Consider the following 26,953-nt stretch of genomic DNA (forward strand, 5'->3'; position numbering starts at 1 on the left):
CATCTCCCTCCCGCTTATCCGCTTATCCGCTTTACGTCCTATATGTATTCAGACAAGCAGGGAAATATCCCGGGGTTGTACGCTTATTCGGACGGGCCGCGGCATCCCCCGCGCCCTTTCCCTTTGCCCCGAACTATGGCATCATAGGTAACGATACTATAGCCAATGAGGAGCATCCCGCCATGTCACTCGACGGAATCGTCGTCCGCGCGCTCGTGCGCGAGCTGCAAAGCTGCGTCAACGCGCGTATTCATAAAATCTATCAACCGACGGATAACGAAATGGTATGGCATATTCGCGGCCAAGGCGTGAACGGCCGGCTGCTGCTGTCCGCCCATCCTTCCATGCCCCGTCTTCACTGGACCGGGCAATCCTGGGACAATCCGCCGGAACCGCCGATGTTCTGCATGCTGCTGCGCAAATATTGCGAAGGCGGCGTCATCGAAGCGGTACGTCAAGTCGGCATGGAACGCATCGTGCAATTCGACATCCGGCACCGCGACGAGCTCGGAGACTACTCCCTCAAGCAAGTCGTGCTCGAGATCATGGGCCGGCACAGCAATCTCATCCTTCTCGACCCGGCATCCGGCGTCATCCACGACGGCATTCGCCACGTCACTCCCGCCATCAGCAGCTACCGGATCGTGCTGCCCGGAAGCTCGTACGTCGCCCCTCCGTCGCAGGACAAAGCCGATCCGCTGACCGAGTCCGAGAGCGGGTTCGCGTCCGCGATGGCGCAGGCGGGAGGCGTCGACGCCTCTTGGCTCGCCGGCGCTTACACCGGCATCGGCCCGCTCGTCGCGACCGAGCTCCGGCATCGCGCCGCGACGTCCGGTTCGACGCTATGGGAAGCCTTCGACGCGCTGATGAAGCAAGTGGCCGAGCACCGGTACGAACCGACGCTCGTGCTGACGCCGGACGGCAAAACGCACTTCTCCGCCGTGTCGCTGACTCATCTAGCCGGAGAAGCGACCGCGTTCCCGTCGATCCACGAATGCATCGACCATTATTACCAAGACAAGGCGGTTCGAGATCTCGTCCGGCAACGGACGTCGGACTTAAGCCGGTTCCTGACGAACGAGACCGCCAAGAACGAGAAGAAGCTGGTCAAGCTCGAAGAGACGCTGAAGGAAGCGGAGGACGCGGACCGTCTGCGGCGCATCGGCGAGCTGCTCACCGCCCAGCTTCATATCATGGCCAAAGGGGACAAGAAGGTCGACATCGTCGACTATTACGACGAGAACCAAGCGACGATGTCGGTCGCGCTCGATCCGCTGCTTACGCCGAACGAGAACGCGCAGCGTTACTTCCGCAAGTACAACAAGCTGAAGAACAGCCGCTCCGTCGTCGTCGAGCAGATGGAAGCGACCGCGGGCGAACTCGTCTACTTGGCTTCCGTGCTCCAAGGTCTCGAGACGGCGACGCCGAGCGACATCGAGGAAATCCGCGAAGAGCTGACGGAGCAAGGCTACATCCGCGCCAGAGGCGTCAAGAAAGGGTTCCGGAAGAAGAAAAAAGACCGGCCCGCCCTGCTGTGTTACACGTCCAGCGAAGGCGTACCGATCTATGTAGGCAAAAACAACACGCAAAACGACTACGTGACGAACAAGCTCGCGGGTCCGACGGATACGTGGCTGCATACGAAGGACATCCCGGGCTCGCACGTGCTCATCCGATCGCAGACGTACGGCGAGCAGACGCTGCGAGAGGCGGCCACGATCGCCGCGTACTACAGCAAGGCGAAGCAATCGAGCAACGTGCCGGTCGACTATACGCGCATTCGCAACGTGCGCAAGCCGAACGGGGCGAAGCCCGGCTACGTCACCTACGATAACCAGACGACGATGTACGTGAATCCGGACGAGGCGCTCGTCCTAAGCTTGCCGTCCGCCATCAAATAGCTTCCGTATCCGCACCCGTCTCCCGATGCTTCTCCGCGCAAGCTTGGCAGATGCACGCGCGATCCCGCGATTCGGCGGGAACGCGCGCGAGGAGACCGGGCGGGAAGCTTGCCTTGGCGCACCAACAATCCTCGATCAGCTTCCCGGAGGCGACGCCGCACTCACCTTCACGTCCGCAGAGCGGACAATTCGCGGCCCCGCTCATCGTTCGCTTAACTCCGCTCTCGTCCCCGCCCCCGATTCGCCGCCGCGCCGCCCGAGCAGTCGCTCCGCGACCGACAGCGCCACCGTTCGGTTGCCGATCGGTCCATGGAAGAAGACCCCTTCGCGCAAGCCGTGATAATCCGAACCGCCGGTAATGAGCTTCCCTCTCTCTTCCGCCATTCGAACGTACCTCCGTTCGGCTTCTTCGTCGTGGTCGGAATGGTACGCTTCGATTCCGTCCGCGCCGCCGTCCAGCCACTCCGCCACGAGCTCGTCCGCGCCGTACAAGCCGGGATGCGCGACGACCGCCGTCCCCCCGGCATCGTGAATCCAGCGGATCGCGGTCAGCGGATCGATTCGGGGCGGATTGACGTGGGCGGGCTTGCCGTCGGCAAGCAGACGATCGAACGCGTCCCGAATGTCCGAGACGAAGCCGCGGTCGACGAGCGCCTGCGCGATGTGAGGCCGTCCGACGGAACCGCCGCCAGTGCTCGACTTGCCCGCGACGGCCTCGACCTCCTCGAGCGCGATCGGCATTCCTAACTCGGCTAGCCGCGCCAGAATAAGCTCGTTCCTTCGGTTGCGCGTATCCCGCAGCGAGAGCAACCGCCCGATGAACATCCCGTCCTCGTAATCGATGCCGTAACCGAGGATATGGATATCCTTGCCGCCTGCCACCGTGCTGATCTCCACCCCCGGCACGACGAGCACGCCGGCTTCCCGGCCGGCGGCCAACGCCTCCGCTATGCCTGCGACCGTATCGTGGTCGGTAATGGCGATCGCGCCGAGTCCGGCCTCGGCGGCGAGCCGAACGTTATGCGCCGGACGGTTCGTCCCGTCCGATGCCGTCGTATGCGTATGCAAATCCGCGCGATCATTCATGGCTAAGCTCCCTCAGGTCGTGAAGCAGCGCCGCGGCCGGTATCGGAAGCAGCGACGATTGCAGCCGCACCGCGTAAAATTGCCGGATGAACGAAACGCCCTTGATGCGGACCGGCTTAAGCAGTCCGAGCGCGACTTCGTGCTTGATCGTCCATTTGGAGATGATCGACAAGCCGAGTCCGGCTTCGACCGCCGACTTCACGGCGCCCGTGCTGCCGAATTCGCTGGAGACGCGAAGCTGTCCGTCCGTCACGCCGTGACGCAGCAGCTCCTCCTCCATGATCTGGCGCGTTCCCGATCCCTTCTCGCGGAGTACCATCGGTTCTTGGATCGCTTCCGACAGCTCGACTTCGTCGCGCTGCGCGAACGGATGGCTGGACGGCACGACGAGCGTCAGCTCGTCGTTCATGACCGCTTCCGCGTCGAAGCCCGGCACCTCGCAAGGCGCTTCGATAATGCCGAAGTCGAGCCCGTGGTTGCCGATCGCGTCGATGATCTCCGTCGTGTTCATCACCTTCATGTTGACGGCGACTTCCGGGTACTTGCGCAGGAACGTGCCCAGCAGACGAGGCAGCACGTATTCCCCGAACGTCAAGCTCGCCGCGAACACGAGCCGGCCCTTCAAGTCTTCGATGAATCGCGCCATGAGCGCGTCCGTTTCTCTCATCAGCTCGACGGCTTTGCGAGCTTGCGGCAGCAGCCAATGGCCCGCCTCCGTCAGTTCGAGCTTCTTCGTCGTCCGGTTCAACAGCTTCGTGCCGAACCGTTCCTCGAGCGCTTGCACCTGCATCGTCACGGCGGGCTGGGTCATATGCAGCGCCTGCGCGGCCGCCGAGAAGCTTCCTCGCTCGGCCACGGTGTAAAAGATATGAAGCTGATGTACGTTGAGCGCCATGAAACTAGCTCCTCCTCGGGCCGCTTAATGTCCGAATTATACCACATGGCGCGCAATAACAAGAGCATGCCCGGCAGGCATGCTCCGCATATCGCCTCGCGACCGGATTACCGGCGCTTGCGATTGTTTTTAATTAACGTCATGCGCCTGGAATGTCTCAGCCAGGAATAGTACGTCTTCAAGTCGCGCAGCTCCATCGTCTCGGACATTCGGCCGAGGAACGTGACGACGATCATCTTATGCAGCGGATTGCCGAGCAGGTCGGTATCCGTCTCGCTCACGGCGAACTCCGCGACGAACACGAGATCGTCGTCGATCGTGTACACGTCTTGTTCGTTCCGATAGTAAGAGACGATGCGGTCTTCCTTCAGGCATTCCCACATGAACTGGGCGATATCGGAATAGCCGGTTTTGTCGCTCTCCACCCTGTCGGTCCAACGGGTCCGCGCATGGTTCGTTATGATGATGTCCGCGACGCGCTTGTCGCCGAGTACGACATGGAACGGCTCGTACGTGTTCCATCTGTCCGTATGTTTATCCTTCACCGGGCTATCCCCTTCCCGATTATAGGTCTAGAAGATTATTCATGACTAGGTAGTTACGTCCATTCTAACGCAATCATTCCCGACGATTCAACAAAAAAATAAAAACACTCCTCAAATACCATATAATGTATGTGCGAAAACTCGTCCGTATCGCCATAAAAGATCAGCCTACATCCTTGTCGGATGTAGGCTGCGCGCGGCGACTACAGACTATAGAACCGGGTTTTATCCGGCTCGTTCTTCTCGTATTCGGTCTTGATCTCGTTGCGGTAGGAACGTTCGATCTTCTTGACGAACGGAAGCCGCTGGAGGTTGCGAACGGCTTCTTCGGCAACGTCCGCATTCATGTACATGACCGCGTACTGCATCTTCCGGGACAAATAATGGAGCGTGCCGTATTTGTCCAAGCCTCTCGCCGCCTTGGCGTCGTTAAACCATACGATATAACCTGTCCGTTCGGCAAACATGACTGACCTCCGCGATTCAACCTTAGTGAACTTACCCGCACCCGCCGCTTCCGCAGGAGCAGCTTCCGCCGCCTCCGCAGCCCGATCCTTTCGGATTCGGATCGTTGTCGGGCACCTTGATCGTGTCCGACACCGCATGGGCAAGCGTTCGGGATATATCGTACAACAGCTCATCTAGCGACGCTTCCGCGGCTTTGTAGCGGCTGACGGACTCTAATCGGTCTAGCGCCGCTTGAGCCGCGTACACTTCCTCCAGCGCCGCGTTATAATCCGGGTGAAACCGTCCGAACCGTTCGCACTCGGCGAATTTCTCCTTCGCCTTGGCGAATTGCTTCGTCAGTAGCCGCGCTTCCTCGTCTTGATGAACTTGCTCTTTCCAATACGCGTATTCCGCCGCGTAAGCGGAATGCTTAATGCAATCCCCCAGCTCGAAGGCGCGGGATATGAGCGATGCCAGATCGGCAGGCGCATCATTCGCCGTAACGCCTTGCGCCGCAGGGAGCGTGTCTACCATGCCAGCCATCCTGGCTTCACCTCACCTTTCGGCTATGCGATCCTCATCTATCATACCACACAATGGCGACAAGTCGTCAATTCGTCGCGTCCTCGTCCATCCGCGGCAAGACGATCATCACTTCGGCGAACGTTCCGCCGCCGATCTTCGCCGGCTCGGGGTTGCAACCGCATTCTTCTCGCCAATGGCCGATCGCGTTCCAATCCGGACCCGCGCGTTCGACTGCGCTAGGCACGAATTGCCGTGCCCGTCCTTCTTGCTTGACGAGCACGGAAGCTTGCCAGTCGATCGCGCGCCGGAACAGCGCCTCCCGCGTGGAAGCATGATACGGCCGAGGCTCCCGCAGCCAGGCCGCCGGGATGTCCGACACGCCCGGGAACAGCTCCTCCAGCTCCGGAATCGAAGGCTCGGTATCGTAATGGCGCAGCGAATGCGGGCGATAGATCCATCCCGGATCTTCCCGATTGCCCGCTGCAACGGATGCCGTTCCGTCAGAAGCGTCCGCGGACGGAACGGCATCTCCCCCGCCGCGTTTCGATAGCGGGTACCCGAGCTTCGCCATTCTCGCCTCGACCGTTCGGCGCGCGGACGCCTCGACGATGAAGTCACGGTCGCCGACCTGCTCGAGCTTCAAAGCGGAGAGCTCCGGATCTTCCCGCAGCAGCTTCGCATGCTCCGGGGTTGCTGCGCGAAGCAGCAACGCTTCCTCGAGCTTCGCCATCCCCAGTCGGCCGTACCAATCCATCAGGGCGTCCGCGACTTGCTCGGGCAGCCGATCAGCCGAGCCTTGCTCTAGAAATTCGATCATCGCCTGCAGCGTTAATCCGGCATCGTAGGCTTCCGCGCAGGCGCGGCGGGTCAGCCGATAGACGAACAGCGTGTCCGCGACGCAGCGCTCCGCCGCGAGCTCCAGCGTCCATCTCGCGGCCAGTCCTACTTCGGGGGTGACGATCACTTCTCCGTCCGGCTGCACGATGAATATGCCCTCTTCCGTCTCCCGTTGGATTAGGCTGTCTTCTTCGCCGAACGGATATTCCGGCCGTTTGCGAAAGACGGCTTCTCCCGCAGCCTCGCTTCGCTCCAGCCAACCGAAGCTCTCCAGCAAGCCGAGCCAAGCGCCGACTTCCCGCTCCGGCGCGAGCGGGGCGAAGACTCGCTCGGCCAACCATGTCTCGCCCGGCAGGCGCGCGCACGCCGAAGCGACGAGGTGCAACCGCGCGTTCGCGGAAGCGTATCGTTCCAATAGCACTTCATGGAGCCGAGCGTCCGCTTCGCCCACCGATAAGGCTAACCAGTTGCGCAAGCCTCGCTCGTCTATGCGGATCGAATCGTCAGCGCGAAGAAGCACTCCCGCGCATAGCCCCATATCGATCGCGAAGGCGGCTTGACGCGGGAGATGCTCCGCGTCCGGATACGCGAAGGCGAGCGGCTCGAGTTCTTCCGGCTTCAGGCGCATCGGCTGGACGAGCTTCGCGATCGCCGCGCGGTTCAGCGCGCCCTTCCCGGTGAAGCCGATCGGCCGATTCCGAAGCGAATGCCAGGCGAGCAATAGCTCGAGCGACAAGGATAGCCTGTAGGACTTATCAGAGGCGATCGGCCGGCGCTCCGAATCCATCGGCAACGGATCGACGGCGACGGGCAACAGTAGCGGCTGCCAGACCGGCACCGCGTCCGTCGGCACGTAGTACATCCGGTCCCCCCAAGCTTTGCGGACGGCGAACAGGGCCCCGTCCCGGCGCAGCTTGGCGATGCCTACGCGAACTTCCGCGCCCGTGAATCCGTCTGGCGAGAGCGCCTTCTGGAGCTGCTCGCATTCGAACGGCGCGCTCGCGTAACGCAAGACGATCGCTCGCAGCAACCGTACGGTATCCGCATCCGCGGAAGCGCTCAAGCGCGACGCCCACCCTCGCGAGCGGAGAACGTCCGCCAGCCCGACGCCGGCGTCGAGATGCTCGCGAACGCAAGGCGACGCGGCGATCAGGCCGTAGATCGGTTCGGGCAGTTTCGCTACCGAATCGCGGACGTTCACGTGCTCACCTTCTCTGCGTGCGCCCGCTTCGAAGGCGAAGGCGATTCTTGGAGTCCCCAGCGGTCCACCGTATACGGGTAGCCTTGCTCCAGCAAGAACCGTCCGCGGTTGCGGGAGAACTCGATCTCGTCCGTCCCGTCGCTCACGACGGAGTAGAACGAAGCGGTAACTCCCGACGCCTTCGGCCGCAGGATTCTGCCGAGACGCTGCGCTTCCTCCTGCCGGGAACCGAAGCTGCCAGACACTTGGATCGCGACCGCCGCATCGGGCAAGTCGACGGCGAAATTCGCGATTTTCGAGACGACGAGCACCCCGATCTCCCCGTCCTTGAACCGTTGGAACAGCTGCTTCCGGCTGCGATGGGGCATCTCGCCGGTAATGAGCGGCAGCGACAGCTCGTCCGCCAGCTCGTGCAATTGGTCCAGATACTGGCCGATAATCAGCGTGGGCGTGCCGGAATGGCGGTTCAGCAGCGTGCGTACGACCGCCGTCTTCATCGGATTCTGCCCCGCGATGCGATGGCGATGCTTCTTCGGCGCGGCTTCGTAATCGACCAACGATCGTTCGTCCATCGGCACTCTCACCTCGGTGCAGACGGCTTCGGCGATCCACTCCTTCTCCTCCATCGTCCGCCAAGGCACTTCGTACCTTTTCGGTCCGATGAGCGCGAACGCGTCTTCCTCCCTGCCGTCTTCCCGCACGAGCGTAGCGGTCAAGCCGAGCCTTCGGGTCGCCTGCAGGTCCGCCGTCATCCGGAACACGGGAGCGGGGAGCAGATGAACCTCGTCGTAGATGATCAAGCCCCACTCCCGGTTCACGAACAGCTGCCAATGCGGATAATCGTCTTCCTTCGACCGGCGGTGCGTGAGCACTTGATAGGTCGCCACCGTGACGGGACGCACGTTCTTCGTCTCTCCCGTATATTCCCCGATGTCGGCTTCGGTCAGCGTCGTGTTGCGGACGATCTCCTCGATCCATTGCGATACGGATACGCGGTTGGGCGTCAAGATAAGCGTCTCGCGCTTCAGCTTCGCGAGCGCGGCCATGCCGACCCACGTCTTGCCCGCGCCGCACGGCAGCACGACGACGCCGCTGCCTCCGCCGTCGCTTCGGTCGCCGAGGAACGCTTCCACCGCTTCCGCCTGATAGTCCCTGAGCCGGATCGGCTCGCCCGTCGCCGATCGCTGCCGCAGCCGCGCGTCCAGCGCCTTCCCGTCGCGATAGCCGGCCTCGTCGACGACGGGATACCCGAGCTCCGCCAGCTTCCGCTTGACCCAGCCGCGCGCCTCCGGCTTGACCGCGACCGAATCGTCCGCCGGGCGTCCTTCGAACGCCTGCGCCACCTCGGCGCGCCCATTCAGCTCCGTCAGCAATCCGGGCGTCTTACTAACCAACAGCAACATTCCGGACGCCTGGATAAGACGCAGGACGCCGTAACGGCCCATCTGGGAGCGGATCCGATCCTCCAAGGACGTCGGCAGGCCGAAGCGCGAGAGCGCGGCCAACCGCTCGACGACCCGCTCCGCCGTCCATCCCGAGGCCGCCGCATGCCACAGCGTGACCGGCGATATCCGGTACGTATGGAAGAAGCCGGGCCGCTTGCGCAGCTCGGCGATCTCCCGGACCATATTGCGAGTCGCCGCGTAATCCGGATGGCGCTCGTCGAGCAGCAGCGTCCCGTCGGATTGAATGAATAGCGGTCTGGATATCGTCATGTACAGCCCTCCTTGACTGTACAGCGTTCCCTTCTTCGGCGCGTTTCATGACTCGGCGCCGTACGCGGTTATCTCGAAGCTTTCCGAAAGCCCGCCGCGACGGCCTCATCTTCCGTGCAGAACATGACCTCTGCCTTGGTCTGCTCATAGCTCGCGCCGCCGGGCACGTGATAGATCTTCTCCTTGCCGTCCGACTTCACGTTTCCTTTGATCGTCGGATCGGCGCAGCCCGGCGCGGTATCTTCCTGTACGACGTCCCCCGGCGATCCGCTCTCGCCGCCTTCGTTCCATAAGCCGACGCCGCCGTCTCTGGCCGCGCGCTCCAGCTTCAGGAACTTGCCGGCGAACGTGACGTCGGGCGGATACGTCATGACGTTCGCGTATCCTTCGCGCAACAGCTTCTCGTTGTACATCTCGGTCACTCCCCGGATGAACGCGAATCGGAGCAGTCGGCCGTATCTGTCCGTCTCGCTGACGTCCTTGAACAGATAGACGGATTGCCCCTTCAGCATCCGTTCAGAGAAGGCGCTTGCCTCGACGCCGTAATATTCGGCTTGGCCGTGCTTCTCGGGCGTGTTCACGCCGACGAGCCGCACTTTGTCGCCGCCGTCCGTCTCGAACGTATCGCCGTCCACCACGCGTATAACGACGGCTTGCTCGACCGTTCGCCCCGCCAGCTCCGGGTAGTTCGCATAGATCGCTTCCAGATCGGCGTTCGCGTTCGCCGGCGCCGCGCGATTCGAACATCCCGTCGAGATTAGCAGCAATAGCGCGAATAGCCCGACGAGCCTCGTTCGAATTAGTGTCGAATAACGCATATTCATGATACCCCCCACTGCCATCGCATTAAAAAAGCCCGCCTTCGGCATACGCCGAACGCGAGCCCTCGCCTCTTAAGATCGATCCGCCGCGGCGTCGTCCGCAACCGATACGAGCAGCCTCGCGGCGTTCAGCATCGCGCGCTCGTCGATATCGAACCGCGGGTGATGGTGCTGGGCGGACGAGCGGTCCGGCGCTCCCGCCCCGACGAAGAAGAAGCATCCCGGCTTATGCTGCAGGTAGTAGGAGAAGTCTTCCCCGGCCATGATCATCTCCGAGCGAATGACGCCTTCGGGCATGATCTCTCCGGCGACCCGGAACCATCTCCTCGTCTCCGCTTCGTCGTTGACCACGGGCGGATACCCGAAGACGAAGTTCAATTCGTATTCGCAGCCGTACAGCTCGCACGTATGCTTGACGATCTCTTCTAACCGCCGCTTCATGAAGGCGCGAAGCTCCGGGGTGAACGTGCGGATCGTCCCGCCGATGCGGCAGCGCTCGGCGATGACGTTGAACGCCGTGCCGGAATTGAACTTGCCGATCGACAGCACGCCGGATTCGAGCGGATTCACGTTGCGCGACACGACCGTCTGCAGCGCCGATACGAGCGCCGCTCCCGCCACGAGAGCGTCCTTGCTTTCGTGCGGCAAGCCCGCATGCCCGCCGCGTCCGACGATCTCGATCTCGAACTCGTCCGGCGATGCCATGAACGGCCCGGGCCTCGTTCCGGCGAACCCGTACGGCATCGGCGACCATAGATGGACTCCGTAGACGGCGTCTACCCCGTCCAGCGCGCCGTCCGCGATCATCGCCGTCGCGCCGCCCGGCAGGAATTCTTCTCCGGGCTGGAACAGGAAGACGCGCGTGCCCTCCGTTTCATCCCGGCGCAGGCTGTAATACTTGGCCACCGCGAGCAGCTCGGACGTATGGCCGTCGTGGCCGCAAGCGTGCATGACGCCGGGAACGGTCGACTTGTACGCGGCGTCCTTCTCGTCTTGGATCGGCAGCGCGTCGATGTCCGCGCGCATCGCGATCGTTCTGCCGGGCTTGCCGCCGACTAGCGTCCCGATGACGCCCGTGCCGGCGACGCCCGTTCGCACGTCCAGCCCCCAGGACGACAGCAGGCCGGCGATCATCTTGGACGTCTCGAATTCTTTAAAGGAAAGCTCGGGATTGGCGTGCAAATGACGGCGCCATTCGACCATATCTCCATAGAGCGACTGCAGCGTTTGATCGTTAAGCATCGCGTAGGCGCCCCCCCTATCCGTAATCTCTATCGTCCGGTTATGATCACGAAGTATAACAGGAAGTTACTCGACATCGAATCTTGAATTCAGCCGGGCCTTCCGGTTCTCACGTAGGTTTGCCTACGCTCCGATCCTCATTCCCTGGCTTCTTTCAACCTTCTCGGTGCTGATAACCGGATTTCTGAACTCTAACCATTTGTACTATTGTAACAGATAGCGGCCTCCTCCGTAACCGCGGGATTGGGCGCGCAGGAGAACTTTGTCAATGAACGTTCGAACTTGCGACCGTCGGCGGGCTTGCAGAAGACTTGCAAACCGACTATCATGGAAGGGAATAAAGCTTGTTTGCGACCTTCCGAAGGAGGATTTACAGATGTTACTTGACAATACGGGATTAATCGGCGTACGCAGCGATTTGGGCCACCTCGACGAATCGACCGAGAAGCTCGGCTTCGTGCGTTGGCAGTGGGAATATTATCGCGCTACATATGATCTGAAGCTGCAAGACCGCGCCAAAGGCGAAGACTACTTCCTGCGCATCACGACGCGCGCGATCGAAGGCAAGCTCGAGAACCCCGACGCGATTCTCGAGATCGAGCACGTCTACATCGGACGCGCGACGTTCCCGCACGGACTCGACTACGAGTCGCCGATTCCTCAACCGATTCTGAACGTCGCGACGCAACGCGTTCAGGACTTGAAGACGCTGCTATCCAAATGATTCGGGGGAGACAGGGATGAGTACCCCGTCCAGCGGCACGCGAGGCACGCCAGATTTTTTGCTGCTCATACTTACGCTCCTGCTCGTAGGCTTCGGCCTAGTCATGGTTTTCAGCGCGAGCTCCAGCATGACCGTCGTTGACAAGGACTTTGGCAACGACGCTTTGTTTTTCACGAAGAAACAGCTCATGTGGGCCGGACTCGGAACGTTATTGATGCTCATCATGATGAACATCCATTACGAACGCTACAAGAAGCTGTTCGTTCTCCTCTTCTTCGGGACGCTCGCGCTGCTCATGATCGTCCCTTTCACCGCGGACAACATTAACGGAGCGCGCAGCTGGATCGGCATCGGCGGTTTCGGCATCCAACCGACGGAGTTCGCCAAGCTCGCCGTCATTCTATACCTCGCGGCGATCATCGCCAAGAAGGACGAGAAATTCCGCGAATTCAAGCGAGGGCTGCTTCCGGTCATGATCGTCGTCGGCTTCTTCGCCTTCCTCATCATGCTCCAGCCGGATTTCGGATCATGCGTCATCCTCGTTCTATGCGCTTCCGCGATCGTCATCGCCGGAGGCTCGAACCTGAAGCACATCATGATGTCGGCCGCGATCATGCTCGGTCTGACCGCGCTAGGGACAAGCGTGTACCTGCTGTTCAACCCGGACTTCGACGGCGGCTACCGCTTCGACCGCTTCCTCTCCTTCATGGATCCGCTGGCGGACCAGCAAGGGATCGGCTACCACCTGACTCGCTCGCTGGAAGCGTTCGGTCACGGCGGCCTGACGGGCCAGGGTCTCGGCAACAGCGTGCAGAAGCTGTTCTACTTGCCTTACGCATACAACGACTTCATATTCGCCGTTATCGGCGAGGAGCTCGGCTTCATCGGAACGACGATATTCGTCCTCTTCTACTTGTTATTCCTATGGCGCGCGCTGATCATCTCGCTGCGCTGCCCGGACATCTACGGTACGCTCGTCGGCATCGGCATCGTATCGCTGATCGCGATTCAGGCGCTCATCAATATGGGCGGCGTCAGCGGCGCCATCCCGGTCACCGGCGTTACGTTGCCGTTCATCAGTTACGGCGGATCGTCGATGCTCATGATGCTGATGGCGATGGGCGTTCTGCTTAGCATCTCCAGGGAATATAACCGCGTTCACAAGGCATCCTAGTATAATTATCGCTACAGACCAAAAAAACGTGATTCGGGCGCACAATCGCCGATCACGTTTTTTGGTCTTAATGCCTTCATTATTTGACGCGATGCGCCGCTTCTTCCGTCTCTTCATCGCGGAACGCGACGCCTTCCACCTTCACGTTCACTTCGACGACGCGAAGGCCGGTCATGTTCTCTACCGCTTCGCGAACGTTATCTTGCAGACGGCGACCGACCTCTTGGATCGGAATGCCGTATTGTACGACGATACGCAAGTCGATGGCCGCTTCGAGCTGACCGACTTCGACGGACACCCCTTTTTGCGCGTTGCGCCCGCTCAGACGCTTGGCCAACCCTTCGGAGATCCCGCCCGACATCGCGGCCACTCCCGGCGTCTCCAGTGCCGCTAACCCGGCGATGGTGGCGACTACGTCGTCCGAAATCCGTATTAATCCTTGCTGCTCTTCCGTCATGGCGGCCCACTCTCCCGAACCTGTAATGCTTACATTGTAATGGAAGTCCACGCAATAAATCAACCGTCTGCGTTTCCAGCTATCCCCATTCGGCTCAGATTCGGTTTACGAATCGCGCCCTATTAGTTATAGTAGGGATTGGAAATAATGAAGATTACACTCTAACGGTCGAGGTGCACGCACTTGAAAAAACTGTTCTTCCCGCTATTGATCGCGACTTTCCTGCTAAGCGCCATCTCCCATTACGCGCATTGGGGCGCGGCGGTCGAGTTCGGCTTCGCGGGCTTGGCGATTCTATTCGCGGCCGGCTTGCTCGGCAAGGCGACCGAGTCGGTCGCGCATTACGCCGGACAGCGTCTGGGCGGCTTCCTGAACGCGACGTTCGGCAACGCGGCCGAGCTCATCATCTCCATCTTCCTGATCAAGGAAGGGTTGTTCGAGATCGTCAAGGCGAGCTTGACGGGCGCCATCATCGGCAACCTGTTGCTCGTGCTCGGCGTCAGCGCGTTCGCGGGCGGCCTGAAGTACAAGGAGCAGAAGTTCAACGTCCATCTGGCCGGCCAGAACGCTTCCTTGATGCTGCTAGGCGTCATCGCCCTGTTCATCCCGGCGATCTTCGTGAAGACCGAGCACATCTCCGACGACAACACGATGACGCTCAGCCTGATCGTCGCCGGCTTCTTGATCTTGGCTTACATCGGCTGGCTCATCTACTCGATGTTCACGCACAAGGACATGCTCGAGGATCACGTCGACACGCAAGCCGACCACGGCGAAGAGCCGGAATGGTCGAAGGGCATGTCGATCATCCTGCTCGTCGTCGCCACCGTAATGGTCGCCTTCATCAGCGAATGGCTCGTCCATACGCTCGACACGTTCTCGTCCCGCTTCGGCTTGTCCGACTTGTTCGTCGGCGCGTTCGTCGTCGCGATCGTCGGCAACGCCGCGGAGCATAGCGCGGCCGTCATGTTGGCGCTTAAGAACAAGATGGGCGCGGCGGTCGAGATCGCCGTCGGCAGCAGCCTGCAGATCGCCTTGTTCGTCGCGCCGGTGCTCGTCTTCGTCAGCTTGCTGTTCGAGGACCAGATGAACCTCATCTTCACGACGATCGAGCTCGCCGCGATCGGTGTCGCCGCGTTCATCGCGACTTCCATCTCCAGGGACGGCTCGACGACCTGGTACGAGGGCAAGCTGCTCTTGATCGTATACGCCATACTCGGCGTCTCGTTCTACTTCGTCTAACCGGCGAACCGCCCCATAGGCAAAAAAAAGAAGAGTAGCGCGAGCTACTCTTCTTTGCGTTCCATCGCTTCGTATAGCAGAGCCAGGTTACGTTCGAGCTGGCTAACTAATTGCTTGCCTGCGCCTTCCTCTATCAATCCGGTGCGCACCGCAAAATCGACCGCCCTCGAGAAGCCGTACATTTGGGTGTCCAGCACTTCTTCATACAGCGGGCATTTGCGGGTCGCCAGATTTTCCATCTGGATGGCGATCAACTTTTCGATTTTGTCGGCATCTTCCTGAAGCAGACGCTGCGCCTTCTGGTTCAGGTGAATCATAGTGTCCGATGAAGCCATTCCCACTCCCCCTGTGCCCTAACTACCATCCCTTTCATATTAGACGATATTGAGCGGAAGCACAAGGACAGGTGGAGCATATCCGTTATTTTCATCCATACAACGAAAAAAACCGCCTCGCCCGAATTGGACGAGGGGTTTCCGGTTCGTATCCGAACGTAGTTATTATTCCACGACTTTAACGTTCAGGTTATGCTTCGCGAATACGGCGCCGAGCGCTTCCTTCGCTTCTTCCGCATCCGGCCCGTGAACGTGCAGTTCATAAGCGAGATTGCCTACGAGCGTCGTGAACAACCCGAGGATGCTCTTCACATCGATGTACTTGTTCTCGGCTTGCAGAACGATGGAAGAACGGAACTTGTTAGCGGTTTGGGACAGTTCCACAATTGCCGCGTTGTTAGACATGGGAATCCCTCCAGGATATAGGCTGTTCGATCTCTTCCCCATCATACCTTGATCAGGCGAACTCGTGCAAGGGGGAGAAGCCATTTATTTCAATGCTTCCGGGTTAAGTCCTTCCAGCTCGGGCACGACGAACAGGCCGTCTTTGCGGATGAGCACGTCGTCGAAGTACACTTCTCCGCCGCCGTATTCCGGTCGTTGGATTAGCACTAAGTCCCAATGAATAGAGGAACGGTTGCCGTTGTCGGTCACTTCGTACGCTTGCCCCGGGGTGAAGTGAAGGCTGCCGGCGATCTTCTCGTCGAACAGCGTATCTTTCATCGGATGCAAAATATACGGGTTGAAGCCGAGGCTGAATTCGCCGATATAACGGGCGCCTTCGTCGCTGTCGAGCAGCGAGTTGATGCGGTCCGTATCGTTCGCCGTCGCTTCGACGATGCGGCCGTTCTCGAACGCGAACGAAATGTTCTCGTACGTGAATCCGTTGTAGACGCTCGGCGTATTGTACGAGATCTTGCCGTTGACGGAGTCGCGCACCGGGCAAGAGTATACTTCGCCGTCCGGAATGTTGCGCTCGCCGGAACACTTCTGCGCGCCGATGCCTTTGATCGAGAACGACAGGTCGGTTCCCGGCCCTACGATACGAACCTTGTCGGTCCGCTGCATGAGCTCCTGCAAGGGATCCATCGCCCTGTCCATCTTGGCGTAGTCGAGATTGCACACGTCGAAGTAAAAGTCTTCGAACGCTTCCGTGCTCATATTCGCCAATTGCGCCATCGCGGTGTTCGGATAGCGAAGGACGACCCATTTCGTACGTTTGACTCGTTGCTCCATATGTACCGGATGACGGTGGCCTCTGTCGTACAGCTTCATCTTGTCGGACGGCACGTCCGAGAGCTCGCTCGCGTTCTCGCCGGCGCGAATGCCGATATAGCCTTGCATCTGCTTCATTCGTTCCAGATCGTACGCCGCCCAAGTCTCGATCTGCTCCGGCGTCGCGTTGTTAAGCAGCGTGCGCAGCACGGAACGGTCTTCGATCTCGACGTACGGACGGCCGCCGAGCTTCGCGACTTCCTCGATAAGGGCTTTCAACAGCTCCCTCTCGGAGCCGATCATCTCGATCAGCACGTTGTCTCCGGGTTGTACCTTGACGGAGTATCCGGCCAAGTTGGCCGCCAGCTTCTGGAATCGCGGATCGCGCATGGGATCAATCCATCTCCTCGTCATCTATCGTTAATCTAAGTTGCTAATCCATTGTACCATTTCGCGAGCCCGCGCGAAAATTCGTAACCGATAGCCGCTTCTCCTTGTACGGCTTTCCCTTCCACTCGTATTCGAGCAACGTATCTTCCTGAAGCCGCGTCGGAAACCACGTGCGCTTGTTCGCGGTCCACTGGCATTCCGTCGTTACCTTCAAGCCGCCGAGGACGTTCTCAAGCGTCGCCTTCGCTTCCTTCAACACGTTCGCCGACTGCTCGGGCTTGCGGCCCAGCAGCATCTTGTCTTCCCCTATCGCGGTCAGCTCCTTGCGCAGTTGATCGGCGATCCGGCGCTTGGCGACGTCGCCGTCCAGCTTGATCGCGAACCTCACTTCGTCCGCGTTGCCGCCGACCTCGGCTTTCCGGTAAGCGATCGACGCCGATTTGCCTTTGATCGCTTCCAACAATTCAAGCGGCTCGTAGCTGTTCGTTTGGCCGGTTTGGGCCGACTTCGCGTTCACGTTCTTCCATTGCACCGTGACATTGTCGTGCTCGGTCACTTCGCCTTCGTAAGACAAGCGATTCGCGACGAGTCCGCTCGCGTCGAGCACCGACACTTCGCCGGACAGTCCGTATCTCTCGCTCCCGGACAGCGCGGATGCGGACAAGGCGAACGCCTCGTCGGCGGGCATGTTGCCCGGCTCGGCGGCCAGGCAGCCTTGCAGGCAGAGGAGCGCCGCTCCGGAGAGCGCAAGGCGGGACATTACGGGATGGCGCATGGCCGATCACCTCCTGTCACGTATCGTGTCCCGGCGTCGGGGGGTTATGCAAGGGAAGCGGCGCGTCTTTGAACTGCACGAACCGACTTTACTCCGACGGCGAACTCGCGAGCGGCAATTTAACGTTATGTGATAGCGTTATTCCGGCCGCGAACCCGCGAGCGCCGAATTAGCGTTATGTCATGGCGTTATTCCGGCGGCGAACCCGCGAGCGGCGAATTAGCGTTATGTCATGGCGTTATTCCGGCCGCGAACCCGCGAGCGGCGACAGAGTTCCCCCCAACGACGATAAAAACCGGGCAGCTTACGCCGCCCGGCCTACAATCTAATCCATATTACGCGCTAACCACGATCCGGTTCCTGCCCTGATGCTTCGCGTCGTAGAGCGCCATGTCCGCCTTGTAGAACAGCGACTCGACGCTGACCTTATCGTCCGTGGACCGCCATTCGGCGATGCCGCACGAGACGGTTACTTGCGGGTTCGTCTCGCTCTCGACTCTATGACGGATGCGTTCGGCCACGCGCTCGGTCTGTTCCAGGCTGAGCAGCGGCAAGTAAATCGCCAGCTCCTCGCCGCCCCACCGCGCCGCGATGTCGCTATCCCTGATCGAGGAGCGGATAATGCCGCTTACTTGCGTAAGAATGTCGTCTCCGACTTGGTGGCCGTACGTATCGTTCACCCGCTTGAAGTGGTCGATGTCCACGACGATGAGCGAGCCGGAATGATCGCGAAGCTGCTTGCGGCCTATCCGCTCGTTCAAGTAATGGCGAGCGAACAAGCCGGTTAAGTTGTCGGTAATGACCATCCTGCGCACTTCGGCGTGCAACGTCGCGTTGGACATCGCCAGACCGAGGTGGGCGGACAACACTTGCAGCAGCTTATAGTTGTCGTACGAGAAATGATTCGGTTCCCGCTTCGCGATCATGACCGCGCCGATAACGTCGCCGTTGAGCAGCAGCGGAGACGCAAGCAGCGACCGCGAGCCCGTTAACTCCATCAGCTGCGAGCTGACCGGAGTCGCCGACCGGTAGTCGGACAGGATGATCGGCTCCTTCGTCGACCAGAGCACGCCGCAGAAGCCGTTATCGATCGGATACGACTCCCCGGTCATCTCCGGCACGTTCGACGACATGACGACGAATCGGTTGCTCGCCATATCGTACTGGTATATGCAGCAGAAGTCCGATTGGAAAATATTAAGCAGCTCGGTCGAAGCGAATTGCATCGTATCCGTCAGCTTCAAGCTTCGGTTCAGCCGCTGGGTCAGCTCGTTGATAAGCCGCAGCTCTCCGATCAGCACGTTCGCTTGCTCGTGCAGCTTCGCCTTCTCGAACGCCGTGCCGGCCGCCGCCGCGAGCAGCGACAGGAAGCGAATGTCCGCATCGTCGAATTCGTTCTCCGGCAAGTCCAGGCGAAGGACGCCGTAGACGCCCTGCTTGCCCGATAACGGGATCGCCAGCTGATGGCGCCCGTCCGCTACAGAATCGCGAATCTGCCCTTCCAGGAACGCCTGCTTGCATAGATCCATGTTCGTGAGGTGGAACGCGAGCGGTTTAACTTTCTCGTTATGGCTATTATAATCTTGGGAGAGGAACAGGTCCGCCCTGCAGATCGGGTACAATTGCTCCAGACTGTCCAGCACCTCGGACAGCACGTTCTCGACGTCGATATGGTCGTTGAGCCTTCTCATGACGTCGAATAGAATATCGCGCCTGCGTTCTTCCTTCTGCGAGAGCTTCTGCTCGATCAGCATGCCGCCGACGAAGATGTTCTCGAACCGCCGGTAGAGGCAATTGCGGTAATGAAGCGCGGCCGCTTGCAGCAGCTTCAGCTCTCCGGCGTGCGCTTCTCCCGCCGGCAGCAAGCAAGCGATCAAAGCGCAAGGAATGCCCGTGGAGCGAGTGAAGATCGGCACCGCGATGGAGTCGTACGGCTTCAGCGCGCTCGTCGTATGCTCTTCGCCGCGCATGAGCGTCGGGCGGCACGTCTCGATGGCGACGGTCGCCGCGTTCGTGCCGTGCGCGTCCGCGCGGCGCGCGAATGGATGGGTCCCCTGTTCTTCGTCGCCGATAACGTGAACGGTCGTCCCGTCCGGATGAATCAAGGCGATCTGTCCTCCGAGCCAAGGGAAACCGTCGACCTCTTCGAGCCAATCTTCGAAGCTGCCGGCGAGCAAGGCGTGCGAATAAGGCATGTCCGCCTCGGTTAAGTCTTGTTTTTGCAGCCAGCCGGGCAGCTGTTGCCGGGTGCGGGATGGAATGTCGAGTTGCGCCAGACCAGTAAGTTGAGAAGATTTGCGATTATGGGCCAATCCCGACACCTCCAGCCGATACCGATGTCCTAATTACTTTAACTATACAATGAAATCATGATTTTTGCACTAAATAGATCGTAAGTCCATGGTCAAAAGGCTTATTTTTTCAGTCGTCGTCTCGGAACGTTTTCACTTGACTTCAGCCCGTAATTTCTTATAATATTAGTTGTTGATTATTGCGGGTCTTGACTTTGTGACACCCTCTCGAATTTCCCGCCTGCGGGCTGCGGCTGAACATCCCTGCCAGGAATCGATCCCGATCGGTTATGGAGAAATTCGCGCAATGGAACCCCATTTTCAAAAAACAAACTCGTTTTGAAAAAGGAGCTTTCTAACATGTCAAGATATACAGGTCCTAAGTTTAAACTGAGCCGCCGCCTCGGCATTTCCCTGAGCGGTTCCGGCAAAGAACTGAAACGTCCTTTCCCTCCGGGACAACACGGCGCTAACACGCGTCGCAAAATCAGCGGCTACGGCTTGCAGCTCGCCGAGAAGCAAAAGCTTCGCCACATGTACGGCTTGAACGAGAAACAATTCCGCAACTTGTTCGATCGTGCTTCCAAGCTCGAAGGCAAAGCGGGCGAGAACTTCATGTTCCTGCTCGAAAGCCGCCTGGACAACCTCGTGTTCCGTCTCGGTTGGGCGAACTCCCGCGCGGGATCGCGCCAGCTCGTCTCCCACGGCCACGTAACGGTCAACGGCAAGAAAGTCGACATCGCGTCCTACACGGTGCAAGTCGGCGATAAGATCGGTCTGCGCGAGCGCAGCCGCGCGATGAAATCGATTAAAGAAGCGCAAGAAGGCCGTCATCACCTGCCGGGCTACCTGAGCTTCGACGCGAACGCTTCCGAAGGCTCGTTCCTTCGCCTGCCGGACCGCGGCGAGCTGTCCCAAGACATCGACGAGAAGCAAATCGTCGAATTCTACAGCCGTTAATCGCAACCGTCATTCCGAGAAACCATCCCGACGCCGTCGGGGTGGTTTTTTTTTGCTATCCGGCTCGTTCGGCCGTTGACAATGAGAATGAGAATTACTATCATTGACAATGGAATGCAAATTCGACCCGGAAGCAGGTGCGCCCGTGCGGAAGATCAAGTTCTGTTGCAGGAACTTCAAGCACGGATCCAAGGCGGTCTATAAGACGCTGAAGTCCGAGTTCCCCGAGATGAAACAGAAGAAGAAAGATTGTCTGGGAGAATGCAGGCTGTGCACGAAACAATGCATCGTCAAGATCGGCAAAGCCGAAGTCATCGTCGCCCCGACGCCCGACGCGCTGTACGAGAAGCTGAAGCAGCGAATAGGATGACATGGCGATTTATGGTACAATGCGGATAGATGTTCCGACAATATCCGCGAAGGGGTGCACGTACCATGAAAGATTCGTTAAGCCAAGCCTTGAACGAACAGATGAACTTCGAGTTATACTCCGCGCACGTCTATCTCGCGATCGCGGCCTACTGCTCCGGCGAGAGCCTCGACGGATTCGCCAACTTCTTCATGGTTCAAGCCGAAGAAGAGAAATTCCACGGCATGAAGATCTATAAGTTCCTGAACGATCGCGGCAAGCGCGCGACGCTGGACGGCATGCCGACGCCGAACAACGAATACGCCTCCATCCTGGACGCGTTCGAGCACGCCTACGAGCACGAGAAAGAAGTTACGAAGCGCATCTATCACCTGTCCGACCTCGCGCTCAACGACCGCGAGCATGCGACGATGCAATTCCTGAAGTGGTTCGTCGACGAGCAAGTCGAGGAAGAAGCGATGTTCGATAGCATCATCAACAAGCTGAAGCGCATCGACAAGGACAGCAACGCCTTCTTCATGCTCGACGCCGAATTCGCCCAACGCACCTTCACGCCGCCGGCGGCCGAATAACGTTACTTCTATTAGTAAAGGCTCTCCCTTCATCCTTGGATGACGGGGAGAGCCTTCGTTGCGTTAATCGGGGTATCGCTTAGCTTAACGCTTCACGATGTCCGCCACAGCCTTGTCGAGCTTGCCGAGCAGATCGTCGGCGGACGAGTGCTTGCCGAGATATGCTTGCATCGCGACGCCCCATTGCTGCGTGATGCCGTCCGGGAAGCGATCCCAATGCCAGCCCTTGACTTGCGCCGGATTCGCTTGAGCGAACAACGAGAAGTCTCCCGCGATCGCGCCGATCGTGCTGGCCAACATCGAACCGACTGGCTTGCGCGTCAGCTTGCGCATCCCGCTCGAAGAGGAGCTGACGACATCATGAAGGTACTGCTCGTAGACGACGAATGGCACGTTCGCGAGGCGATCAAGCTGCTCGTGCCCTGGGAGCGGCTCGGCGTCGCGCTCGTGCTGGAAGCGACGGATGGCTTATCCGCGATCGATCTCATCCGGGCCGAACGCCCCGAGATCATCTTCACCGATATGATGATGCCGAACATGGACGGCATGCAACTGCTCGAATGGACGGCGCTCCACGCGCCTTCGAGCAAGGTGATCGTGATCAGCGGCCATGACGACTTCGCGTACGTCAGGCATGCCGTCAAGTATGGCGGCCGCGATTATTTGCTCAAGCCGATCGAGGAATCGCAGCTGCTCGGAGCGCTGACGAAGGCGATCCGCGACTGGACTTCCGAGGAAGAAGCGCGCTGCGCGGAACGCAACCGGAACATGGAGATGAACCGGCTGAAGCCCGTCTACTTGGATCAATACTTCTCCAAGCTGATCGGCGAGCCGGCCGAGTACGCCTCGATTCAAGCGACGCTCGAGCAGCACTTCGGCATTCGCGAGCCGGTCGCGCGCGCAAGGGTCGCCGTGCTCAGTCTCGAGCTCGGCCCTCCGTCCATTCGCGCCAAGTTCTCGTCTTCCCGCGACTTGCTCTACTATTCGCTGGCGAACGTATGCAACGAGTTCCTTCGATCCGTCAACGCGGGCTACGCGTTCCGTTACCGCGGACAAGATAACGAGATCGCCATCGTCCTATGGGACCGGCTCGACCGAGCGGAAGCGCTGCTGCACGAGATCAACGAAGGCATCCATAAGGCGCTGAATGCCCGGTTCGCCATCGGCCTCGGAGAGGAGGCGGCTTTCCCCGCGCAGCTTGACGCGTCATATCGAAGCGCGAGACATAGCATCCGGCAGCGCAACCTGCTGCAGAGTCGGAGCCTCGTGCAAGCGTTCGTATCCCTTCCGTCGGAAGACGGGGCTGCCAGAAGCGCCGTCTTCTTCGCCGAGTACGAGCAGCGCGTGCGCTATGCCGTTCAGAGCGGCGACAAGGACCAGTTGGCGAGCGCCTACGAGCCTTGGTTCAAGGCGATCGAACAGGCCGAATCCATTACGCTCGACCAACTGCGCCAATGGTGGCAGGAATTCCGGCTGGCGGGCAGGATGTGGACGAACGATACGTCGCCGGGCGACGTCTCCCGCCGGGATGCCGACGAATGGAACATGCCGGCCGTGCTTAACGAAAGTCTCGACTTCAACCTTGTCCAATGGAAGCGAGGTTTCCTCGACGAATCCGAATTGCTTATGGAGCGGCTCGCATCGGACGACGGGAACCAGCCGAGCGCGATGCGGGCGATCGCCAAGTACATCGAACAATTCCTTCACGAGGAACTGTCGCTCCAGGACATCTCCAACCGTTTTTTCCTAAGCAGGGAATACATCTCCCGGAAATTCAAGCAAGAGATGAACGAGAATCTGACCGATTACATTACGCGCGTCCGAGTCGATCGAGCCAAGCGGCTGCTTGCCGACACGCAGCTCCGGATCTCGCTCGTCGCCGAGAGGCTGGGCTTCCAGGACGAGAAATATTTCAGCAAAGTGTTCAAGAAACTGACCGATCATTCGCCGAACGAATACCGGAAGCTCGCTTACGGAGACAACCGTTAGCGCCTTCGCGTACGTCCCTCCTCCCCTCGGAACAATTCACACGTTGGGTAAATGTGCTATAATAGTTCTGTTTGTTGAAGGAGGCTACCCGAATGTCAGATACGAAACAACATGCGCCACCGTCGCCTCGCAAGGGACAAGGCTTCGCGACAGCGGGCAAAATCGCCGGTTTCACCGTGCTATGGCTCGTGTTCTTCGGCTTGCTCGGCGGCTTGGTCGCCGCGGGCGCGGTAACCGGATATATCGCTTCGCTCGTCAAAGACGACCCGGTTCGGCCGCGCAGCATCATCGAACAGAAAATTTCCGAGAACGCCATAACCGGATACGTCTATTTCAACGACGGCACGCCGGTCGGCCAATTGCGCACGGAAGAAGATCGGACCCCGATCACGTACGATCAAATTCCGAAGACGATTGAAGACGCGGTCATCGCGATCGAGGACAAAAACTTCTTCACCCATAACGGCGTCGATTCGAACGGCTTGTTCCGCGCGGTCAAGCAACAGCTATTGAACGAAAGCGTCCAAACCGGGGGAAGCACCATTACCCAGCAAGTCGCGCGCCGCGTCTTCCTGAGCCTGGACCAGACGTCCAGCCGGAAGGCGAAGGAAATCTTCCTGTCGATGCGCTTGGAACGGTTCCTTAGCAAAGAAGAAATTCTAACGGCCTACTTAAATAAAATTCCGTACGGCAACGGTTCGTCGGGCTATCAGGTCTACGGCATCAAATCGGCGGCGAAGGGCATCTTCGACGTCGACAAGCTGGACGACCTGAACATCGCGCAGGCGGCTTACCTCGCGGGCGTTCCGCAGCTCCCTTCCGTCTACTCGGCGTTCAACGGCAAGGGAGAATTCAACGAGAGGAACTTCAAGCGCGCCGTCGAGCGTCAGAAGCTCGTCCTCCGCCGGATGCTCGAGGAATCGAAAATCACGAAAGCGGAGTACGAGGAAGCGCTCGCCTTCGATCTGTACAGCTCTCTCGCCAAGCCGACGGAGAAAGCCTACAACACGTATCCGTACTTGATGCTCGAAGCGGAGCGCCAAGCGGCGGAGCAACTCGTCCTGCTGCAAAATCCGGAGCTGACGAAGGAAGACCTGAAGGACAAAGAGAACGCCGCCCTCATCGAGGACGCGCGCGGCCAACTTCTTCGCGGCGGCTATAAGGTCACGACGACGATCGACAAGAAAGTGTACGATCTCATGCACGAAATCGCGGAGAATCCGGACAACTTCGCGCCGGATCATAAGACCAAGGGCGTCGAGCAAGTGGCCAGCGTCATGATCGACCAGAAGACGGGCGCCATTCTCGGCATGATCGAAGGCCGCGACTTCCATATCGAGCAGATGAACTACGCGACCCAGATGACGCGCCAGCCGGGATCCGCGATGAAGCCGCTGGCCGCCTACTTGCCGGCGCTGGACAAAGGCTTGATTCAACCCGCCAGCATTATCGACGACTCGCCGGTCATTTTGTCGACGGGTACGGGCGGCTATCATATTCCGAAAAACTTCAACGACAAGTATTCGGGTCTCGTAACGGCGCGCGACGCGCTGAACAACTCTTATAACATTCCCGCGATCAAGATCTTCCTGAACAAGCTGACGATCCAGGAAGGCTGGGAGTACGTCCGCAAGCTCGGCATCACGACTCTCGTCGATCGAGACAACTCGGCCCAGACCGGCGTTATCGGCGGTCTGACGTACGGAACGACGGTCGAGGAGCTGACGAACGCCTACGCGGCGATCGCCAACCAAGGCGTATTCAACGATTCGTATCTGATCGAGGAAATCCGCGACCCGAACGACGAAATCGTGTTCAAGCACAAGCCGGATCCGCAGCGCGTCGCTTCGGAGCAAGCGGCCTACCAGATGACGGACATGATGCGAACGGTCGTCAAGGACGGCTCCGGTAAATCGCTCAAAACCCAATTCAAGGGTTACGGCAAAATTCCGATCGTCGGTAAAACCGGTACGACGCAGATCGCGGGCGACGTCTGGTTCGAAGGCTATACCCCCGACGTGACGCTCGGCGTCTGGATCGGCTACGAGAAAGCGACGAACGCGCTGTCCCAGGACAGCCGCAGCCGCGCGAGAGTCATCTGGGCGGACATCATGAACGCCGTCATGGAGAAGAAGCCCGAATTACTCAAGACGGAAGCGTTCGAGAAGCCGGACGGCCTCGTGACGATGACCGTCTCGAGCGTCAGCGGCAAGCTTCCGACCGAATTGACCAAGGAGGCGGGCAAGCTCGTTTCGGATATTTTCAACCGGAAGTTCCTTCCGACCGAAGAAGACGACGCGCTCGTGAAGCTGAAGTACATCTCGTATAACGGCGTCAATTACTTGCCTCTCCCGACGACGCCTGAAGACTTGCTTCGGGAAGCGGTCATGGTGAAACGCGAAGTGCCGTTGGACGCGTTGATGGAAGATCTGAAGGTGAAGATCGAGAAGACGGACAAGGCGACCCGCAAGCCGCTTGGATACTACCTGCCGAAGGATGCATCGGAGAGCGCGCCTTCGAAGACCGACCCTCGGGTCGACGACGGCGCTCCGCCGGCGCAGGTCTCGCAAATCGCGGTCGAGTCGCTCGGCGACGGAACGGTCCGCGTGACGTTCACGCCGAGCCAGCAGGAAGACGTCGCGGGCTACCGGTTGTACCGTTCGATGAACGGCGGACCTTACGCTAAGGTCGAAGCTTCCGTTCCGACGGGAGAAGAACCGAAGTTCATCAACTACATTACGCCGGGCATCGGCTATAGCTATTACGTCACCGCGGTCGACGTCGCCGGCAACGAATCGGCGCCGAGCGAACCGCAGACGGCGGACGGACTGCCTTCGGAGGTCGATCCGAACCTGCCGCCGGACGAGACCGATCCTGGCGACATTCCGATGCCGGGTACCGACCCCGACGTGACGGCCCCTGCGGCGCCGACAGGACTTCAAGCGCAAGGGACTGCGGTAACCGTCACGTTGACGTGGAACGCCAATCCGTCCGGCGACAACATCGTGCAGTACCAAGTGTGGAGCAGCCCGACCGCCGACGGCAAATACAAGCTGCTCGGAACGACGGACTCGACGGGACTCGAGCTCCTGTCCCCGATGGCGAACAGCTGGTATTATATTACCGCCGTAAGCGAATCGGGCGCAACGTCCGCGCCGTCCGGCGCGGTGCAAGCCAAAGTGGAATAGAACGTCGTATAGGGCTGTCGCCCGGTCGCGTATCGACCGGCGGCAGCCCTTGTTCG

26 protein-coding genes are annotated in these 26,953 nt (G+C 59.6%); 9 read left to right on the forward strand and 17 right to left on the reverse strand.

All coding sequences use genetic code 11. From position 1 onward, the window contains the following. Positions 1-182 precede the first annotated feature (182 nt). Positions 183-1,901: an Rqc2 family fibronectin-binding protein gene (locus ACFQZG_RS09995; RefSeq protein WP_378151949.1), complete on the forward strand. Its 1,719-nt coding sequence runs from the start codon at positions 183-185 to the stop codon at positions 1,899-1,901. Here the strand turns inward: ACFQZG_RS09995 and ACFQZG_RS10000 are convergent. From ACFQZG_RS10000 to ACFQZG_RS10045, 10 genes are all read right to left on the reverse strand, one after another. Continuing rightward, positions 1,894-2,106 carry a cysteine-rich CWC family protein gene (locus tag ACFQZG_RS10000; protein WP_378151951.1) on the reverse strand — a complete coding sequence of 71 codons (213 nt, stop codon included), beginning with the start codon at positions 2,104-2,106 and terminating at the stop codon, positions 1,894-1,896. The genes ACFQZG_RS09995 and ACFQZG_RS10000 overlap by 8 nt on opposite strands. Beyond that, a complete protein-coding gene (locus tag ACFQZG_RS10005; protein ID WP_378151953.1) occupies positions 2,103-2,987 on the reverse strand; it encodes a PHP domain-containing protein in 885 nt (294 codons plus the stop codon). The genes ACFQZG_RS10000 and ACFQZG_RS10005 overlap by 4 nt, the downstream gene beginning before the upstream one ends. Then, positions 2,980-3,882 (reverse strand): LysR substrate-binding domain-containing protein, encoded by a 903-nt coding sequence (locus tag ACFQZG_RS10010; protein ID WP_378151955.1) that lies wholly within the window; start codon positions 3,880-3,882, stop codon positions 2,980-2,982. Before ACFQZG_RS10010 ends, ACFQZG_RS10005 begins: the two co-directional genes overlap by 8 nt. 107 nt (positions 3,883-3,989) lie before the next feature. Then, on the reverse strand, positions 3,990-4,427 hold the full coding sequence (locus ACFQZG_RS10015) for a hypothetical protein (RefSeq protein WP_378151957.1): 438 nt from the start codon (positions 4,425-4,427) through the stop codon (positions 3,990-3,992). A gap of 203 nt (positions 4,428-4,630) precedes the next feature. Beyond that, the gene (locus ACFQZG_RS10020; protein ID WP_378151959.1) at positions 4,631-4,894 is read right to left on the reverse strand and encodes a YlbG family protein; all 264 of its coding nucleotides are present in this window, start codon (positions 4,892-4,894) and stop codon (positions 4,631-4,633) included. A gap of 31 nt (positions 4,895-4,925) precedes the next feature. After that, positions 4,926-5,408 (reverse strand): YlbF/YmcA family competence regulator, encoded by a 483-nt coding sequence (locus tag ACFQZG_RS10025; protein ID WP_378152556.1) that lies wholly within the window; start codon positions 5,406-5,408, stop codon positions 4,926-4,928. Between the two features lie 76 nt (positions 5,409-5,484). Beyond that, positions 5,485-7,437, reverse strand: a complete 1,953-nt coding sequence (locus tag ACFQZG_RS10030; RefSeq protein WP_378151961.1) for a helicase-associated domain-containing protein — start codon at positions 7,435-7,437, stop codon at positions 5,485-5,487. After that, on the reverse strand, positions 7,434-9,152 hold the full coding sequence (locus ACFQZG_RS10035) for a DNA repair helicase XPB (protein WP_378151963.1): 1,719 nt from the start codon (positions 9,150-9,152) through the stop codon (positions 7,434-7,436). The genes ACFQZG_RS10030 and ACFQZG_RS10035 overlap by 4 nt, the downstream gene beginning before the upstream one ends. A gap of 68 nt (positions 9,153-9,220) precedes the next feature. Then, positions 9,221-9,970 carry a thermonuclease family protein gene (locus ACFQZG_RS10040; protein WP_378151965.1) on the reverse strand — a complete coding sequence of 250 codons (750 nt, stop codon included), beginning with the start codon at positions 9,968-9,970 and terminating at the stop codon, positions 9,221-9,223. Positions 9,971-10,045: 75 nt separating this feature from the next. Continuing rightward, a complete protein-coding gene (locus tag ACFQZG_RS10045; protein ID WP_378151967.1) occupies positions 10,046-11,215 on the reverse strand; it encodes a M20 metallopeptidase family protein in 1,170 nt (389 codons plus the stop codon). Between the two features lie 376 nt (positions 11,216-11,591). Here ACFQZG_RS10045 and ACFQZG_RS10050 point away from each other — a divergent pair, with 376 nt between their 5' ends. Together ACFQZG_RS10050 and ftsW are read left to right on the forward strand one after the other, a co-directional pair. Beyond that, positions 11,592-11,939 carry a YugN family protein gene (locus tag ACFQZG_RS10050; protein ID WP_378151969.1) on the forward strand — a complete coding sequence of 116 codons (348 nt, stop codon included), beginning with the start codon at positions 11,592-11,594 and terminating at the stop codon, positions 11,937-11,939. Positions 11,940-11,955: 16 nt separating this feature from the next. Continuing rightward, a complete protein-coding gene (ftsW, locus tag ACFQZG_RS10055) occupies positions 11,956-13,113 on the forward strand; it encodes a putative lipid II flippase FtsW (RefSeq protein WP_378151971.1) in 1,158 nt (385 codons plus the stop codon). Positions 13,114-13,192: 79 nt separating this feature from the next. Here ftsW and ACFQZG_RS10060 read toward each other — a convergent pair whose 3' ends face one another. Further along, positions 13,193-13,570 carry an Asp23/Gls24 family envelope stress response protein gene (locus ACFQZG_RS10060; RefSeq protein ID WP_378151973.1) on the reverse strand — a complete coding sequence of 126 codons (378 nt, stop codon included), beginning with the start codon at positions 13,568-13,570 and terminating at the stop codon, positions 13,193-13,195. 183 nt (positions 13,571-13,753) lie between these two features. On the opposite strand from ACFQZG_RS10060, the gene cax reads away from it, so the two are divergent. Continuing rightward, the gene (gene cax / locus ACFQZG_RS10065; protein WP_378151975.1) at positions 13,754-14,812 is read left to right on the forward strand and encodes a calcium/proton exchanger; all 1,059 of its coding nucleotides are present in this window, start codon (positions 13,754-13,756) and stop codon (positions 14,810-14,812) included. Between the two features lie 44 nt (positions 14,813-14,856). Here cax and ACFQZG_RS10070 read toward each other — a convergent pair whose 3' ends face one another. The 5 genes from ACFQZG_RS10070 to ACFQZG_RS10090 form a co-directional block, all read right to left on the reverse strand. Then, positions 14,857-15,147, reverse strand: coding sequence for an Fpa/YlaN family protein (locus ACFQZG_RS10070; RefSeq protein WP_378151977.1), 291 nt, complete (start codon positions 15,145-15,147; stop codon positions 14,857-14,859). A gap of 165 nt (positions 15,148-15,312) precedes the next feature. Then, entirely contained in the window at positions 15,313-15,552 is a 240-nt protein-coding gene (locus tag ACFQZG_RS10075; RefSeq protein ID WP_378151979.1) for an HPr family phosphocarrier protein, read from the reverse strand. An 84-nt stretch (positions 15,553-15,636) separates the two neighbouring features. Beyond that, entirely contained in the window at positions 15,637-16,752 is a 1,116-nt protein-coding gene (locus ACFQZG_RS10080) for an aminopeptidase (RefSeq protein ID WP_378151981.1), read from the reverse strand. A gap of 43 nt (positions 16,753-16,795) precedes the next feature. After that, a complete protein-coding gene (locus tag ACFQZG_RS10085; protein WP_378151983.1) occupies positions 16,796-17,527 on the reverse strand; it encodes a hypothetical protein in 732 nt (243 codons plus the stop codon). 335 nt (positions 17,528-17,862) lie between these two features. After that, entirely contained in the window at positions 17,863-19,839 is a 1,977-nt protein-coding gene (locus ACFQZG_RS10090) for a diguanylate cyclase (RefSeq protein WP_378151985.1), read from the reverse strand. A gap of 339 nt (positions 19,840-20,178) precedes the next feature. Between ACFQZG_RS10090 and rpsD the strand changes: the two genes are divergently transcribed. From rpsD to ACFQZG_RS10105, 3 genes are all read left to right on the forward strand, one after another. Further along, on the forward strand, positions 20,179-20,778 hold the full coding sequence (rpsD, locus tag ACFQZG_RS10095; RefSeq protein WP_378151988.1) for a 30S ribosomal protein S4: 600 nt from the start codon (positions 20,179-20,181) through the stop codon (positions 20,776-20,778). 145 nt (positions 20,779-20,923) lie between these two features. Beyond that, positions 20,924-21,148, forward strand: a complete 225-nt coding sequence (locus ACFQZG_RS10100) for a DUF1450 domain-containing protein (protein WP_378151989.1) — start codon at positions 20,924-20,926, stop codon at positions 21,146-21,148. Positions 21,149-21,213: 65 nt separating this feature from the next. After that, positions 21,214-21,720, forward strand: coding sequence for a ferritin (locus ACFQZG_RS10105; protein WP_378151991.1), 507 nt, complete (start codon positions 21,214-21,216; stop codon positions 21,718-21,720). Between the two features lie 84 nt (positions 21,721-21,804). Here the strand turns inward: ACFQZG_RS10105 and ACFQZG_RS10110 are convergent, their stop codons facing one another. Further along, positions 21,805-22,113, reverse strand: coding sequence for a hypothetical protein (locus ACFQZG_RS10110; RefSeq protein WP_378151993.1), 309 nt, complete (start codon positions 22,111-22,113; stop codon positions 21,805-21,807). Between ACFQZG_RS10110 and ACFQZG_RS10115 the strand changes: the two genes are divergently transcribed. Both ACFQZG_RS10115 and ACFQZG_RS10120 read left to right on the forward strand, forming a co-directional pair. Then, on the forward strand, positions 22,081-23,709 hold the full coding sequence (locus tag ACFQZG_RS10115) for a response regulator transcription factor (protein ID WP_378151995.1): 1,629 nt from the start codon (positions 22,081-22,083) through the stop codon (positions 23,707-23,709). The two genes, ACFQZG_RS10110 and ACFQZG_RS10115, sit on opposite strands and share 33 nt — an antisense overlap. Positions 23,710-23,801: 92 nt before the next feature. Continuing rightward, the gene (locus tag ACFQZG_RS10120; protein WP_378151997.1) at positions 23,802-26,897 is read left to right on the forward strand and encodes a transglycosylase domain-containing protein; all 3,096 of its coding nucleotides are present in this window, start codon (positions 23,802-23,804) and stop codon (positions 26,895-26,897) included. Positions 26,898-26,953: the final 56 nt, after the last annotated feature.

The sequence above is a fragment of the Cohnella sp. GCM10027633 genome (assembly GCF_042675445.1).
Taxonomy (GTDB): Bacteria; Bacillota; Bacilli; order Paenibacillales; family Paenibacillaceae; genus Cohnella.